At 72.5% G+C, this 13,275-nt stretch carries 11 protein-coding genes; 7 read left to right on the top strand and 4 right to left on the bottom strand.

Features of this window, described 5'->3' with window-relative positions; translation table 11 throughout:
• The first annotated feature begins 16 nt into the window (after positions 1-16).
• The 5 genes from RWE79_RS08965 (at position 17) to RWE79_RS08945 (ending at position 8,565) form a co-directional block, all read left to right on the top strand.
• A complete protein-coding gene (locus RWE79_RS08965; RefSeq protein WP_475939485.1) occupies positions 17-2,251 on the top strand; it encodes a molybdopterin oxidoreductase family protein in 2,235 nt (744 codons plus the stop codon).
• A gap of 125 nt (positions 2,252-2,376) precedes the next feature.
• A complete protein-coding gene (locus RWE79_RS08960) occupies positions 2,377-3,771 on the top strand; it encodes an aldehyde dehydrogenase family protein (RefSeq protein ID WP_475939484.1) in 1,395 nt (464 codons plus the stop codon).
• Between the two features lie 90 nt (positions 3,772-3,861).
• Positions 3,862-4,944: a Zn-dependent alcohol dehydrogenase gene (locus tag RWE79_RS08955; protein ID WP_475939483.1), complete on the top strand. Its 1,083-nt coding sequence runs from the start codon at positions 3,862-3,864 to the stop codon at positions 4,942-4,944.
• A 156-nt stretch (positions 4,945-5,100) separates the two neighbouring features.
• A complete protein-coding gene (locus RWE79_RS08950) occupies positions 5,101-6,993 on the top strand; it encodes a hypothetical protein (protein ID WP_475939482.1) in 1,893 nt (630 codons plus the stop codon).
• 132 nt (positions 6,994-7,125) lie between these two features.
• Entirely contained in the window at positions 7,126-8,565 is a 1,440-nt protein-coding gene (locus tag RWE79_RS08945; RefSeq protein WP_475939481.1) for an amidase, read from the top strand.
• A 337-nt stretch (positions 8,566-8,902) separates the two neighbouring features.
• Here the strand turns inward: RWE79_RS08945 and soxR are convergent, their stop codons facing one another.
• The gene (gene soxR / locus RWE79_RS08940; protein WP_475939480.1) at positions 8,903-9,364 is read right to left on the bottom strand and encodes a redox-sensitive transcriptional activator SoxR; all 462 of its coding nucleotides are present in this window, start codon (positions 9,362-9,364) and stop codon (positions 8,903-8,905) included.
• 63 nt (positions 9,365-9,427) lie between these two features.
• On the opposite strand from soxR, the gene RWE79_RS08935 reads away from it, so the two are divergent.
• The gene (locus RWE79_RS08935; protein ID WP_475939479.1) at positions 9,428-9,889 is read left to right on the top strand and encodes a MaoC family dehydratase; all 462 of its coding nucleotides are present in this window, start codon (positions 9,428-9,430) and stop codon (positions 9,887-9,889) included.
• Here RWE79_RS08935 and RWE79_RS08930 read toward each other — a convergent pair.
• Both RWE79_RS08930 and RWE79_RS08925 read right to left on the bottom strand, forming a co-directional pair.
• Positions 9,880-10,500, bottom strand: coding sequence for a TetR/AcrR family transcriptional regulator (locus RWE79_RS08930; protein ID WP_475939478.1), 621 nt, complete (start codon positions 10,498-10,500; stop codon positions 9,880-9,882). The genes RWE79_RS08935 and RWE79_RS08930 overlap by 10 nt on opposite strands.
• Before the next feature lie 110 nt (positions 10,501-10,610).
• Positions 10,611-11,762: an acyl-CoA dehydrogenase family protein gene (locus RWE79_RS08925; RefSeq protein ID WP_475939477.1), complete on the bottom strand. Its 1,152-nt coding sequence runs from the start codon at positions 11,760-11,762 to the stop codon at positions 10,611-10,613.
• Between the two features lie 68 nt (positions 11,763-11,830).
• Between RWE79_RS08925 and RWE79_RS08920 the strand changes: the two genes are divergently transcribed.
• On the top strand, positions 11,831-12,466 hold the full coding sequence (locus RWE79_RS08920) for a TetR/AcrR family transcriptional regulator (protein WP_475939476.1): 636 nt from the start codon (positions 11,831-11,833) through the stop codon (positions 12,464-12,466).
• 40 nt (positions 12,467-12,506) lie between these two features.
• On the opposite strand, the gene RWE79_RS08915 is transcribed toward RWE79_RS08920, so the two are convergent.
• The gene (locus RWE79_RS08915) at positions 12,507-13,109 is read right to left on the bottom strand and encodes a hypothetical protein (RefSeq protein ID WP_475939475.1); all 603 of its coding nucleotides are present in this window, start codon (positions 13,107-13,109) and stop codon (positions 12,507-12,509) included.
• Positions 13,110-13,275: the final 166 nt, after the last annotated feature.

Below are 13,275 nucleotides of genomic sequence, written 5' to 3'. Positions count from 1 at the left end.
CCTGACGGGAGGGCCGATGAGCCGCACCGCCCTGCGTATATGCCCGCTGTGCGAGGCCACCTGCGGCCTCACCCTCACCATCGACGACGACCGCGGCCGGGTCACCGCCGCTCGCGGTGACCGCGAGGACGTCTTCAGCGCCGGTTTCGTCTGCCCCAAGGGCGCCACCTTCGGCGACCTCGACGCCGACCCGGACCGGCTCACCGGCCCCCTGGTCCGCCGCGACGGCGAGCTGGTCGAGGCGAGCTGGACGGAGGCGTACGAAGCCGTGGCGGCCGGTCTCGGCGGGGTGATCCGCGAGCACGGCGGCGCGTCGGTCGCCGTCTACCTCGGCAACCCCAACGTCCACACCGTCGCCGGCGGGCTCTACCCGCCGCTGATCATCCGGGCACTGGGCACCCGCAACATCTACGCGGCCAGCACCCTGGACCAGATGCCCAAGCAGGTCGCCTGCGGCTACCTCTTCGGCCATGCCTTCGCGATCCCCGTCCCCGACCTGGACCGCACCGACCACCTGGTGATCATCGGCGCCAACCCGCTGGTCTCCAACGGCAGTCTGGCCACCGCCGCCGACTTCCCCGGCAAGCTCAAGGCGCTGCGTCGGCGCGGCGGACGGCTCACCGTCATCGACCCCAACCGCACCCGCACCGCCGCGCTCGCCGACCGCCATCTCGCCCCCCGGCCCGGCACGGACGCCGCCCTGCTCTTCGCGGTCGTCCAGGTGCTCTTCGCCGAGGACCTGGTGGACCTCGGGCGGCCGGCCGGGCATGTCACCGGCGTCGAGGAGGTGCGCGCGCTGGCCGGCGACTTCACGCCCGAGGCGGTCGCCGGCCACTGCGGCGTCACCGCCGAGGAGATCCGGGAGCTGGCCCGGGAGATCGCCGCCGCGCCCTCGGCCGCGGTCTACGGGCGGATCGGCAGCACGACCGTGGAGTTCGGCACCCTCGGCAGCTGGCTGATCGACGTCGTCAACACCCTGACCGGCAACCTGGACCGGCCGGGCGGCGTCATGTTCCCGCTCTCGCCCACCGGGCGGGCGCCGCGCCCGGCCGGGCCCGGCCGTGGGTTCGTCACCGGCCGCTGGCACAGCCGGGTCTCCGGCCACCCCGAGACCGCCTCCGAATTCCCCGCCTCCGCCCTGGCCGAGGAGATCGACACCCCCGGCGCCGGCCAGGTCCGGGCGCTGATCACGGTGGCCGGCAACCCGGTGCTCTCGGCACCCGACGGCGAGCGCCTGTCCCGGGCGCTGGACGGCATCGGTTTCATGGTCAGCGTCGACCCCTACCTCAACGAGACGACCCGGCACGCGGACGTCGTCCTGCCCCCGCCGCCGCCCTCGCAGAGCCCGCACTTCGACTTCGCGTTCACCAACTTCTCGGTACGCGACAACGCCCGCTACTCGCCCGCCGCGCTGCCGTTGGCCGACGGTCGCCCCGACGAGGCCGAGATCCTCTCCCGGCTGGTCATGATCCTTTACGGTGCCGGGCCGGACGCCGACCCGGCCGCCGTGGACGAGCAGGTCATCGCCGCCACCCTGGCCAAGGAGACCGCCGACCCGCACTCCCCGGTCGCCGGGCGGGACGCGGCGGAACTGGCCGCCGCCCTCACCGGCGATGCCGGGCACGAGCGCCGGCTCGACCTGATGCTCCGACTGGGCCCGTACGGCGACGCCTTCGGCGCCGACCCGCAGGGCCTCACCCTGGCCCGGCTGCGCGCCGCGCCGCACGGCGTCGACCTGGGCGCCCTCAAGCCCCGTATCCCCGAGATCCTGCGGACGGCCTCGGGCACGGTCGAGCTCGCGCCCGGCCCGGTGGTGGCCGACGTCCCCCGGCTGCGGCGCTCCCTGGACCGCGGCCCGGACGGCTTCGTCCTGATCGGGCGCCGCCATCTGCGCTCCAACAACAGCTGGATGCACAACGTGCCCGCGCTGACCGGCGGCACCAATCGCTGCACCCTGCAGATCCACCCCGACGACGCCGACCGCCTCGGCCTCACCGACGCCGCGCCCGCGCTGGTCAAGGGGCCCGGCGCTGAGCTCGAAGTCCCGGTGGAGGTCACCGACTCGCTGCGCCCCGGCGTGGTCTCGCTGCCGCACGGCTGGGGCCACGACCGGCCCGGTACCCGTCTGGGCGTCGCGGCCCGTGACCCCGGCGTCAACGTCAACCAGCTCCTCGACGGCACCCTGCTGGACCCGCTGTCAGGGACGGCCGTCCTCAACGGATTCCCGGTGCACATCGCCCCAGTGGGGTGACCCGCCACCACGGGGGAGCATGGGGGACCATGGGGATCAGCCGAAAAACTACCGGTGCTAGTTTGGTGCGGACCCGCACCGACGGTGCGGACCCGCACCATCCCCACCCCTCCGGGAGGATGACCGTGAAGCTCCACGACGGCATGTACATCGACGGCGCCTGGCGGCCGGCCGCCGGCACCGAGCGGATCGAGGTGGTCAACCCCGCCGACGAGCAGGTGATCGCCGCCGTGCCGGCCGGCACCGCCGCCGACGTGGATGCCGCCGTCCGCGCCGCCCGCGCGGCCCTGCCCGCCTGGTCCGCCGTCCCGCCCCGGGAACGCGCGGCCCTGCTGACCGCGCTGCGTGACGGGCTCGCCGCCCGCCGCGAGGAGATCGCCCGCACGGTGACGGCGGAGCTGGGCTCACCGCTGGCGTTCAGCCAGGCGGTGCAGGCGGATCTGCCGATCGCGGTCGCGGGATCGTACGCGGAGATCCTGGCCACGTACGCCTTCGAGGAGCAGGTCGGCAACTCGACCGTCCACCACGAGCCGGTCGGTGTGGTGGGGGCGATCACGCCGTGGAACTACCCGCTGCACCAGATCGTCGCGAAGGTCGCGCCGGCCCTGGCCGCGGGCTGCACCGTCGTGCTCAAGCCCGCCGAGAACACCCCGCTGGTGGCCCGGCTCTTCGCCGACGCGGTGCACGAAGCGGGTTTCCCGGCCGGGGTGTTCAACCTGGTCACCGGCGTCGGACCGGTCGCCGGCCAGGCACTGGCCGAGCACCCGGGGGTCGACCTGGTCTCCTTCACCGGCTCCACGGCCGTCGGCAGGCGGATCGCCGCCACGGCCGCCGCCGCCGTGAAGCGGGTGGCGCTCGAACTGGGCGGCAAGTCCGCCAACGTCATCCTGCCCGGCGCGGACCTGGCCCGCGCGGTCAGTGCCGGAGTCGCCAACGTCATGTCCAACTCCGGCCAGACGTGCAGCGCGTGGACCCGGATGCTGGTCCACCGCGACCAGTACGACGAGGCCGTCGAGCTGGCCGCCGCCGCGGTGGCCAAGTACGTCCCCGGGACCCGGGTCGGCCCGCTGGTCAACGCCGCGCAGCAGGCCCGCGTACGCGGCTACATCGAGCAGGGCGTCAAGGAGGGCGCGCGCCTGGTCGCCGGCGGCCCCGAGGCCCCGCTGGAGACGGGCTACTACGTCAGCCCCACGATCTTCGCCGACGTCACGCCGGAGATGACCATCGCCCAGGAGGAGATCTTCGGGCCCGTCCTGTCGATCCTGCCCTACGAGGACGAGGCCGACGCCCTGCGGATCGCCAACGGCACGGTGTACGGCCTGGCCGGCGCGGTCTGGGCGGCCGACCGCGACGAGGCGGTGGCCTTCGCCCGCCGTATGGACACCGGGCAGGTCGACATCAACGGCGGCCGCTTCAACCCGCTCGCCCCGTTCGGCGGCCACAAGCAGTCGGGCTTCGGGCGCGAACTGGGCGTCCACGGCCTCGCCGAGTACCTGCACACCAAGTCCCTTCAGTTCTGAGCAGTTCCGCCCGCAGTCCTGCCCGCAGTCCTGCCCGCAGTCCTGCCCGTAGTCCTGAGCCACCTGAACAGTGCCGAGAGGAAAGCACCCGTGACCCGCGCCGCCGTACTGCCCGCCGTCAACGTCCCGCTGGTGATCGCGGAGATCGACCTTCCCGCGCCCGGCCCCGGCCAGGTCACGGTCCGCCTCGCGGCGGCCGGGGTGTGCCACTCCGACCTGTCACTGTCCAACGGCACCCTGCGCCAGCCCGTGCCGGCCGTCCTGGGCCACGAGGGCGCCGGGACGGTCACCCGGGTCGGCGAGGGCGTGACCGGCGTCGCGCCCGGCGACCGGGTCGTCCTCAACTGGGCTCCCTCCTGCGGCGACTGCCACTTCTGCGGCCTCGCCGAACCCTGGCTGTGCGCCAACGCCGGGGCGGCCGCCACCACTCCGTACGCCAGGCTCACCGCGGACGGCACCGAGCTGTACCCGGGGCTGGGCACCGCTGTCTTCGCCGAGGAGACCGTCGTCCCGGCGGCCGCCGTGCTGCCGCTGCCCGACGGCGTCCCGCTCGTCGAGGCCGCGCTGCTGGGCTGCGCCGTGCTGACCGGCTACGGCGCCGTCCACCACAACGCCGCCGTCCGCCCCGGGGAGTCGGTGGCGGTCTTCGGCGTCGGCGGGGTCGGGCTGGCCGTGCTGCAGTCGGCCCGTATCGCCGGCGCCGGCACCATCGTGGCCGTCGATGTCTCGCCGGCCAAGGAGGAGCTGGCCCGGGCCGCCGGAGCCACCGACTTCGTGGTCGCCTCGGCCGGCGCCGCCAAGGAGATCCGCAGGCTGACCGGCGGCTTCGGCACCGATGTCGCCATCGAGTGCGTGGGCCGCGCCGACACCATCCGTACCGCCTGGTCCGCCACCCGCCGGGGTGGCCGCACCACCGTCGTCGGCATCGGCGGCAAGGACGAACAGGTGTCCTTCTCCGCCCTGGAACTCTTCTACTTCGGCCGCACACTGTCCGGTTGCGTCTACGGCGACAGCGACCCCGCCAAGGACCTCCCGGTGCTGGCGGAGCACGTACGCGCGGGCCGTCTGGACCTGTCGGCGATGGTCACCGAACGCATCGGACTGGACGGCATCCCGGCCGCCTTCGACGCGATGCTCGCCGGACGCGGCGGCCGGGCCCTGATCATCTTCTGAGCACGGGGGTATGTCCGGGGCCGATCTCTGTCATGCCGACGGGGAATCTGTGCATCCGAGCAAGAGCCTTTGAACGAATCTCACGCGCTGCTTCACTCATGCTCGAACCGCTGCTCAACAGGGGCAAAGGTGCCCCCAATCAGGGTGAGGCATGACATGACGCTTATAACGCGACGTTCGATTCTGGCGGCCGGCGCCGCCACCGGGGCCGCGACCCTGCTGTGGTCGCCGGCGGCCACCGCCGCGGCGGCGACGACGACCAGGAAGATCACCGTTGCCGCCGGGGAGACCAAGGAGATCTCCACGACCACCCGGGCCAACGTGCTGGTGATCGAGGAGGGCGGCACCCTCACCGCCCCCGACGGCCACCGGCTGTCGCTCACCGTCGACGGGGTCGAGACGGGCCAGGCGATCACCGAAGCCGGCGGCACCACCCCGGCGTTCGCGGCCGGCACCTACCGGGGCGACATCGTCCTCACCGTCGCCGGGTCCAACGACATCACGTACAACGGCCTGGTCTTCCCCTTCCGCCAGGCCATCCACGTCGGCGCCGACGGCATCGACAAGACGAAGTCCGTACTGGCGGCGGTGGTCGGCGGCAAGCTGACCGACACCTACGCCAAGAACATCAGCCTCACCTCGACCGGTGAGGTCTTCAACGGCGTGTACGCCGACGGTGGTTCCTACACGGTCGAGCACCCCTCGATCGCCTTCACCGGCAACGGCCGCTCCGACTTCGTCGGTTACGGCGCGAGCATCGTCGGCACCGGCGGCACCACGCTGGTCGTCGACGGCGCCGACATCCGCAACAAGGGCGCGGTGCGCACCGCGGTCATCGCCGACGGCGGCAGCAACGTGATCGTCAAGAACTCCACGATCCGCACCAGGGACGGTGTTCTGCCGGACGGCTACCAGTCCACCGTCAACCTCCCCTACATGCAGGACGCGCCCTGGATGCTCGGCATCTCGGGCAACAACCGCGCCACCAACCTGCTCGGCACCGAGACCAGGGCGGCCTACATCAACTCGTCCGTGTTCTCCGAGGGCTGGGGCGCACTCTCCGTCGACGGCAGCTCAAACGCGCAGCTGACCGCCATCAACTGCCACGCCGGCAACACCGGCCAGGACGGCTACGCCTCGTACGCCATCGGCAACGTCACCGAGCGCTTCCTCGGCTGCCGGCTCGACGTGGCCACGTACGCGCTGATCAACCGCGGTGGCGCCTGCTACTACGGCGACAGCGGCCGCGACGCCGTCGCCCAGCTCAACGAGGACCTGGAGCTGGGGCTGACCGCGCACGAACTGCGCGCCCTCGCCCCGCGCAACACGGTCATCAACTCCCGTCGCTGGGGCTTCATGTGGCACGGCGCCGGCTCGGTCGACATCAGCGGCGGCACCGTCGTCAACACCGAGAAGGCCACCTTCCTGGACAAGGGCCAGCAGGTCACGGTGACCGTGGACGGCTCGAAGGGGGCGCGGCTCAACCCGAAGGACGGCATCATCTTCCAGGTCATCGAGGACGATGACCCGGGACCGGTGATGGCCGACGGCGTGCTGCTGAACACCGGCGTCTACACCGAGCCCACCGGCGCGGCGACCAGGGACGCCAGCTTCGACGTCACCGCCGTGCACAGCGCGGACGCCAACGCCACCTTCACCGACATCGCCCTCAACGGCGACTTCTACAACGCCATGCGCAAGGGCAAGAACCTGGTGCTCACCTTCGACGGCTCCACCGTCTGCGGCGTTATCAGCGCGTCCTCGGCCGCCCACCGGCAGTCCACCATCACCTCGGCCGACTACCGGCTGCTCGGTGTGGTCACCAACACCGTGCAGGCCGCCGTCAACAACGGCGTCGTCGTCTCCCTCGACAACGGCTCCAAGTGGACCGTGACCGGTACCTCCCACCTCACCAAGCTGGTCGTCGGCAGCAAGGCCGCCGTCCTCGCCCCCAAGGGCAGGAAGGTGTCCCTCACCGTCGACGGCACCGCCACCGCCATCAAGGCGGGCAGCACCTACACCGGCGCGCTCGTCCTGACCGTCGCCTGACTCGTCCGACTCGTCCGACTCGCCGGATCACCGTCCCCCGGACCGGGGCCCGCGCCACGACGCTGTGGCGCGGGCCCCTTCCGTTACGCGAGGATGCCGGGCACGGGACACTGCGACGGAGGGGCAAAGCGCATGGCGGAGCTGCACGATCTGACAGCGGTGGAGCAGGCCGAGGCGGTCCGTGGAGGGACCGTGTCGCCGACCGAGCTCACCGACCACTACCTGGACCGGATCGACCGGTTGAACGACACCGTCGGGGCGTTCATCACCGTCACTCCCGAGATCGCCCGCAAACAGGCCGCCGACGCCGAGGCGCAGGCCCTCGCGGCCCGCCGCGAGGGGCGGGAGCGGGAACTGTCGCCGCTGCACGGCGTGCCCGTGCCGGTGAAGGACCTCGCCTTCACCGCGGGCGTGCGCACCACTCTCGGCTCGGCGGCGTACGCCGACCACGTCCCGGACACCGACGACCATGTGGTCGCCAGGCTGCGTGAGGCCGGGACGATCCTGCTGGGCAAGACCAACACCCCCGAGTTCGGGCTGCCCTGCTACACCGAGAACCGGCTCGCGCCGCCCGCCCGCACCCCCTGGGACCTCGACCGCTCGGCCGGCGGCTCCAGCGGCGGCGCCGCGGCGGCCGTCTCCTCGGGCCTGGCGCCGATCGCCCACGCCAGCGACGGCGGCGGCTCCATCCGCATCCCCACCTCCGTCTGCGGCCTGTTCGGCATCAAGCCCAGCCGGGGCCGGATCAGCCCCGGCCCGGTCACCCACGACATCACCGGCCTCAGTACCAGCGGCCCCCTGGCCCGCACCGTCGCCGACGCCGCCGCGCTCCTGGACGTCATGTCCGGCACGGCCCCCGGCGCCCCCTACGCCGCGCCCTCCCTGGCGCCGGGGGAGACCTTCGCGGGCTTCGCCGCCCGCGAACCGGGCCCGCTGAAGGTGGTCGGCCTGCCCCAGCCCCCGGTCCCGGGCGTGGAACTGCACCCGGACGTACGGGCCGCGTACGACGGCACGGTGGAGCTGCTGCGCGCGCTGGGCCACCAGGTCGACGAACTCGACCTGCCGGTCGACGACTCCCTGCTCACCGCCTTCACCCAGGTGTGGGCGGTGATGTCCACGTCCTACCCGGTCGCCCCGGAACAGCAGGAACTGCTGATTCCGCTCACCCGGCACCTGCGCGCGGCCGGCGCCGGGGTCTCCGGCCCGAAGTTCGCCGAGTCCCTGTACGCGTTCCGGGCCCTCGGCGAGCTGATCGCCGGCGCCCTGCACTCCACGTACGACCTGATCCTCACCCCGACCCTCGCCCAGCCGCCCGCCCTCGTCGGCGGCCTGCGCGACGACGCCGACCCGGCCGCCGAGTTCGCCGCCCTCGCCGCCTTCACCCCGTACACGCCGATCTTCAACGCCACCGGCCAGCCCTCGGTGAACGTCCCCCTGCACTGGACGGAGGCCGGCCTGCCCATCGGCACCATGTTCGGCGCCCGCTACGGCGACGAGGCGACCCTCATCTCCCTGTCCGCCCAACTCGAAGCGGCCCGCCCCTGGGCAACCCGCAAGCCGTCACTGTGGTGACCGTTTTCTGACGCCGGACGCCGGACTCCGTCCGTCGGGCCGGGGTGGGGGTGGGGGTCAGTCCGGTGGGTGCAGCAGCCGGCGTGCCCCCGGCCCCCGGTCGCCCAATGTGGCCCGGTTCTTGACGCCGCCCTCGCGGGCGCTTCGCTTGCTTCGGGTGGCTGCGCCGGACTCCGTCCGTCGGGCCGGGGTGGGGGTCAGTCCGGTGGGTGCAGCAGCCGGCGTGCCCCCGGCCCCCGGTCGCCCAATGTGGCCCGGTTCTTGACGCCGCCCTCGCGGGCGCTTCGCTTGCTTCGGGTGGCTGCGCCGGACTCCGTCCGTCGGGCCGGGGTGGGGGTCAGTCCGGTGGGTGCAGCAGCCGGCGTGCCCCCGGCCCCCGGTCGCCCAATGTGTCGCCGGGGTTGGAGAGCCTGCAGTGCTGGAGCGACAGGCAGCCGCAGCCGATGCACTCGTCGAGGTTGTCGCGGAGCTGGGTGAGTTCGGTGATCCGGGCGTCGAGGCGGTCGCGCCAGGCGGCGGAGAGGCGGGCCCAGTCCTCGGGGGTCGGGGTGCGGCCCTCGGGGAGGCCGTCCAGGGCTTCGCGGATGGTGGCCAGTGGCATGCCGACCCGCTGGGCGGCGCGGACGAAGGCGATGCGGCGCAGCGTGTCGCGGGAGTAGCGGCGCTGGTTGCCGCTGGTGCGGGTGCTGGTGATCAGGCCCTGGGCCTCGTAGTAGTGCAGGGCCGAGACCGCGGCGCCGCTGCGCCGGCTCAGCATGCCGACGGTCAGCAGGCGGTGCTCGATCGGGAGGGACGACATCCCCCGTACTCTACCGAGCCCGCTATGCTGAGCAAGCGCTTAGAAACCTACGGGAGGTACGACATGTCGCAGGGCAGGACCTTCGCGTCACCGGACGAGCTGCGGGCCGCGGTCGGCGAGGAACTCGGTACGACGGACTGGCTGGAGATCGACCAGAAGCGGATCGACCTGTTCGCCGAGGCGACCGGCGACCACCAGTGGATCCATGTCGACCCCGAGCGGGCGGCGCAGGGCCCCTTCGGCACCACCATCGCGCACGGCTATCTCACGCTGTCCCTGATCCCGCAGTTCACCGCCGGCCTGCTCACGGTCGAGGGTGTCAAGATGGGCGTCAACTACGGCGTGAACAAGGTCCGTTTCCCCGCGCCGGTGCCCGTCGGCTCCCGGCTGCGCGCGTCCTCGCGGATCGCCGAACTGTCCGATGTGCCGGGCGGCATCCAGCTCGTCACCGTCGTCACCATCGAGAGTGAGGGCGGCGACAAGCCGGTCTGTGTCGCGGAGACGGTCGCCCGCTTCTACCTCTGAGCGAGCACCATGCGCAGGACGAGATCGGCGTACAGGGCGCCGATCTCGTCGGGCGTCCGGCGCCCGTCGGGATTGAACCAGCGCGCCACGTCGATGCAGAGCGACAGCACGGCCAGCGTGGTGCCGGAGACGTCCGGCACATCGAACTCGCCCGCCTTGACACCGTCACGGATGACCGACCGGATCACGTTCTCGCTCTCCCGGCGCAGCCCGACGATCTCGGTGTAGTGCTCGGCGCTGAGTGCGCCCAGCTCGTACTGCACCACCCGCCCCGTGGTGTGGTGCTCGGCGTGCCAGCGGACGAAGGCCCGTACGGCGGCCCCCAGCCGGTCGGCGGCGCTCCCGCCGCTGTTCGCGGCGGACCGGAGCAGGCCGAGGGAGAGCCGGTGGCCGACGCCGCTGATCTGGTAGAGCAGCTCTTCCTTGGTCTTGTAGTGGATGTAGAGCGCGGCGGGGCTCATCCCCGCCCGGCCCGCGATGTCGCGGGTCGTCGTGGCGTGGTAGCCCCGCTCGGCGAACGCCTCCACGGCGGCGACGACCAGCCGCCTGGCGGCGTCGGGGGTGATGCCGGTCCATGTCCCGGTCTCGGTCTGCTCGGCCTCCGCGCTCATGGCGGACACCCTACATCGAGACTGAGCAAGCGCTTAGTGCCGGTGTCCGAATCCTGGCCGGGTTGGCCCGCCGGGGTTCGGACACCGGCACTTCGATACCAGCCGGTCGGTCAGAACGCCGAGATCCCGGTCAGGGACCGTCCGATCAGCAGCTTGTGGATCTGGCTGGTGCCTTCGTACAGGGTCATCACCCGGGCGTCGCGCAGCAGCTTGCCCACCGGGTACTCGTCGATGAAGCCGTAGCCGCCGAAGACCTGGAGCGCGTTGTTGGCGCTGCGCACCGCGGCCTCGCTCGCGTACAGCTTGGCCACCGACGACTCGGTGGCGAAGGGCAGCCCCCGGTCGATCAGGTCGGCCACCCGCCAGGTCAGCATCCGGGCCGCGTCGACGTCGACCGCGATGTCGGCGATCAGCTCCTGGACCAGCTGGTGCGCGGCGATCGGCTTGCCGAACTGCTCGCGCTCGCCCGCGTACCGCACGGCGGCGTCCAGGCAGGCCTGCGCGATGCCGACGCAGCCGGCCGCCACCGACATCCGGCCCTTGGCCAGGGCCGACATGGCCACCGAGAAGCCCTTGCCCTCCGGTGCGAGCATCGCCGAGGCCGGCACGCGCACGCCGTCCAGGACCAGTTCGGCGGTGGCCTGGCCGCGCAGCCCCAGCTTGCCGTGGATCTCCCGGCGGGTCAGGCCGGGGGAGTCCGCGGGCACCAGGAAGGCGCTGACGCCCTTGTGGCCGGGGGCGTCGCCGGTCCGGGCGAAGAGCAGGACGACATCGGCCCAGGTGCCGTTGGTGATGAACGTCTTGGTGCCGCTGATGAGGTAGTCACCGCCGTCGCGCACCGCGCGGGTGGTGAGGTTCGCGGCGTCCGAGCCGGTGCCGGGCTCGGTGAGACCGAAGGAGCCGACCGCCTCGCCGGAGGTCAGTCGCGGCAGCCACTCCCGCTTCTGCGCCTCGCTGCCCCAGGCCGCGACGGACTTGGCGACCAGTCCCAGCGACACCGACACGATGCCGCGCACCGAGGAGTCGCCCCGGCCCAGCTCCTCGGTGACCAGGCAGTACGCCAGGTGGTCACCGCCAGAGCCGCCGTACTCCTCCGGGACGGTCAGCCCGAGGAAGCCCAGCGCTCCCAGTTTCTTCACGATCCCGCAGTCCACGCTCTCCGCCCGGTCCCACGCGGCGGCGTGCGGGGCGACCTCGCGGTCGGTGAAGTCGGCGGCGAGCCGCCGTACCGCGGCCTGCTCGTCGGACAGTGCGAGATCCATGGTGTCGGTTCCCGTCCTCGTAAATTAGCACTGCTAGTTTCCGTGCGGCAGCCTCTACTATGAGCGGCATGGCCCGCCCCCGCAAGCCCCTGCTCAGCCGTGAGCGCATTGTCGCGACGGCGCTCACGCTGATCGACGGGGAGGGGCTGCAGGCGGTCTCCACCAGGCGGCTCGCGGCCGAGCTGGGGGTCAGCGGGCCGAGCCTGTACAACCACTTCACGACCAAGGACGACATCCTCGACGCCGTCGCCGACGCCGTCGTCGCCCAGGTCGACCTGTCGATGTTCGACGGCGACCCGGACTGGCGGGAGTCCCTCGTGGGCTGGGCCCGTTCGTACCGCGCGGCCCTGGCCGCCCACCCCAACATCGTCCCCTTCCTCGCCCAGGGACCCGGCCGGCGGCCCGCCGGGCTGCGCATGGCCGACGCCGTCTTCGGCGCCATGACGGCCGCCGGCTGGCCCCCCGGCCAGGCCACCCGGATCGGCGCCCTCATGCGGTACTTCGTCGCCGGCTCGGCGCTCGGCTCCTTCGCCCGCGGCTTCGTGGACGATCCCACCGCGTACGACGCCGTCGCCTATCCGCACCTGGGCCGGGCCCACCTGCTCGCGGAGCGGCAACAGGCCGTGGACGAAGGCGCCTTCGAGACCGGACTGCGGGCCCTGGTGGACGGCCTGGCCGTCCAGTACGACCGCCGGCCGGCGTAGCCCGGCCGGCCGCCGGGGCTCGGGGCGTCACCTCGGGGCGTCACCTCAGGGCGTACCGCTGCGCGTCGCGGGCGTCCTCCAGGGCCCGTTCGGTGAGCACCGGTACCGGTACGACGATCCCGCAGCTCGCGCAGACCGGGCCGGAGGCGGGTTCGTGGGCGAGGTCGTGGTGCCAGCGGATCCGTGAGTCGCAGCAGACGGGGCAGGCGGAGCCGGGATCGGCCTCGATCGCGGCGATGATGCGCCGCAGGACGTCGGGGAGCCGGTCGCAGGGGTGGACGGTGGGGTCGTCGCACCAGGCGACGCCGTTGCCGCCCCAGGTACGGCGGTGCCAGTCGTCGAGGGCTCCGGGCTGCCGGATGCCGTAGAACTTCTCCCTCTTCCGGCGGGCCGCGAAGTCCGCCTCGTAGGCGAGCCAGACCGCTCTGGCCTCTTCGAGTTCTTCGAGGGCCGCGACCAGCCGGGCGGGGTCCGGTTCGCGGTCCTGAGGGGCGAAGCCCGCCCGCGCGCTGAGGTGGTCCCAGGTGGCCCGGTGGCCATAGGGGGCAAAACGTTCGAGGCATCGGCGCAGGTAGGTGCGCCGCGAAGTGGGGGAGCGCCGTGGATCGCGCACCTGTCTCGCAAGACTTCGGAATCCGGCCATGGCATGCCACCTCCGTCATCAGTACCGCATCGCTGTCGAATGGACGTAACGAACGGCGATACGGATCCATCCCCGTCCCGAACTCACCCGGATCTTGGGACCCTTCACCAAAAGGTGACGCATGTTCACCTTACCGATGGGTCATACCACCGGTAACGTCCATCGC

The sequence above is a fragment of the Streptomyces sp. RLA131 genome (assembly GCF_056270125.1).
This window is presented reverse-complemented; position numbering and strand designations above follow the sequence as displayed.

What these genes read in the sequence shown, in the direction of transcription:
- RWE79_RS08965 (WP_475939485.1), top strand. Translation starts at nt 17, where the DNA reads ATGAGCCGCACCGCCCTGCGTATATGCCCGCTGTGCGAGGCCACCTGC.
- RWE79_RS08950 (WP_475939482.1), top strand. Translation starts at nt 5,101, where the DNA reads ATGACGCTTATAACGCGACGTTCGATTCTGGCGGCCGGCGCCGCCACC.
- RWE79_RS08945 (WP_475939481.1), top strand. Translation starts at nt 7,126, where the DNA reads ATGGCGGAGCTGCACGATCTGACAGCGGTGGAGCAGGCCGAGGCGGTC.
- soxR (WP_475939480.1), bottom strand. Translation starts at nt 9,364, where the DNA reads ATGTCGTCCCTCCCGATCGAGCACCGCCTGCTGACCGTCGGCATGCTG.
- RWE79_RS08935 (WP_475939479.1), top strand. Translation starts at nt 9,428, where the DNA reads ATGTCGCAGGGCAGGACCTTCGCGTCACCGGACGAGCTGCGGGCCGCG.
- RWE79_RS08930 (WP_475939478.1), bottom strand. Translation starts at nt 10,500, where the DNA reads ATGAGCGCGGAGGCCGAGCAGACCGAGACCGGGACATGGACCGGCATC.
- RWE79_RS08925 (WP_475939477.1), bottom strand. Translation starts at nt 11,762, where the DNA reads ATGGATCTCGCACTGTCCGACGAGCAGGCCGCGGTACGGCGGCTCGCC.
- RWE79_RS08920 (WP_475939476.1), top strand. Translation starts at nt 11,831, where the DNA reads ATGGCCCGCCCCCGCAAGCCCCTGCTCAGCCGTGAGCGCATTGTCGCG.
- RWE79_RS08915 (WP_475939475.1), bottom strand. Translation starts at nt 13,109, where the DNA reads ATGGCCGGATTCCGAAGTCTTGCGAGACAGGTGCGCGATCCACGGCGC.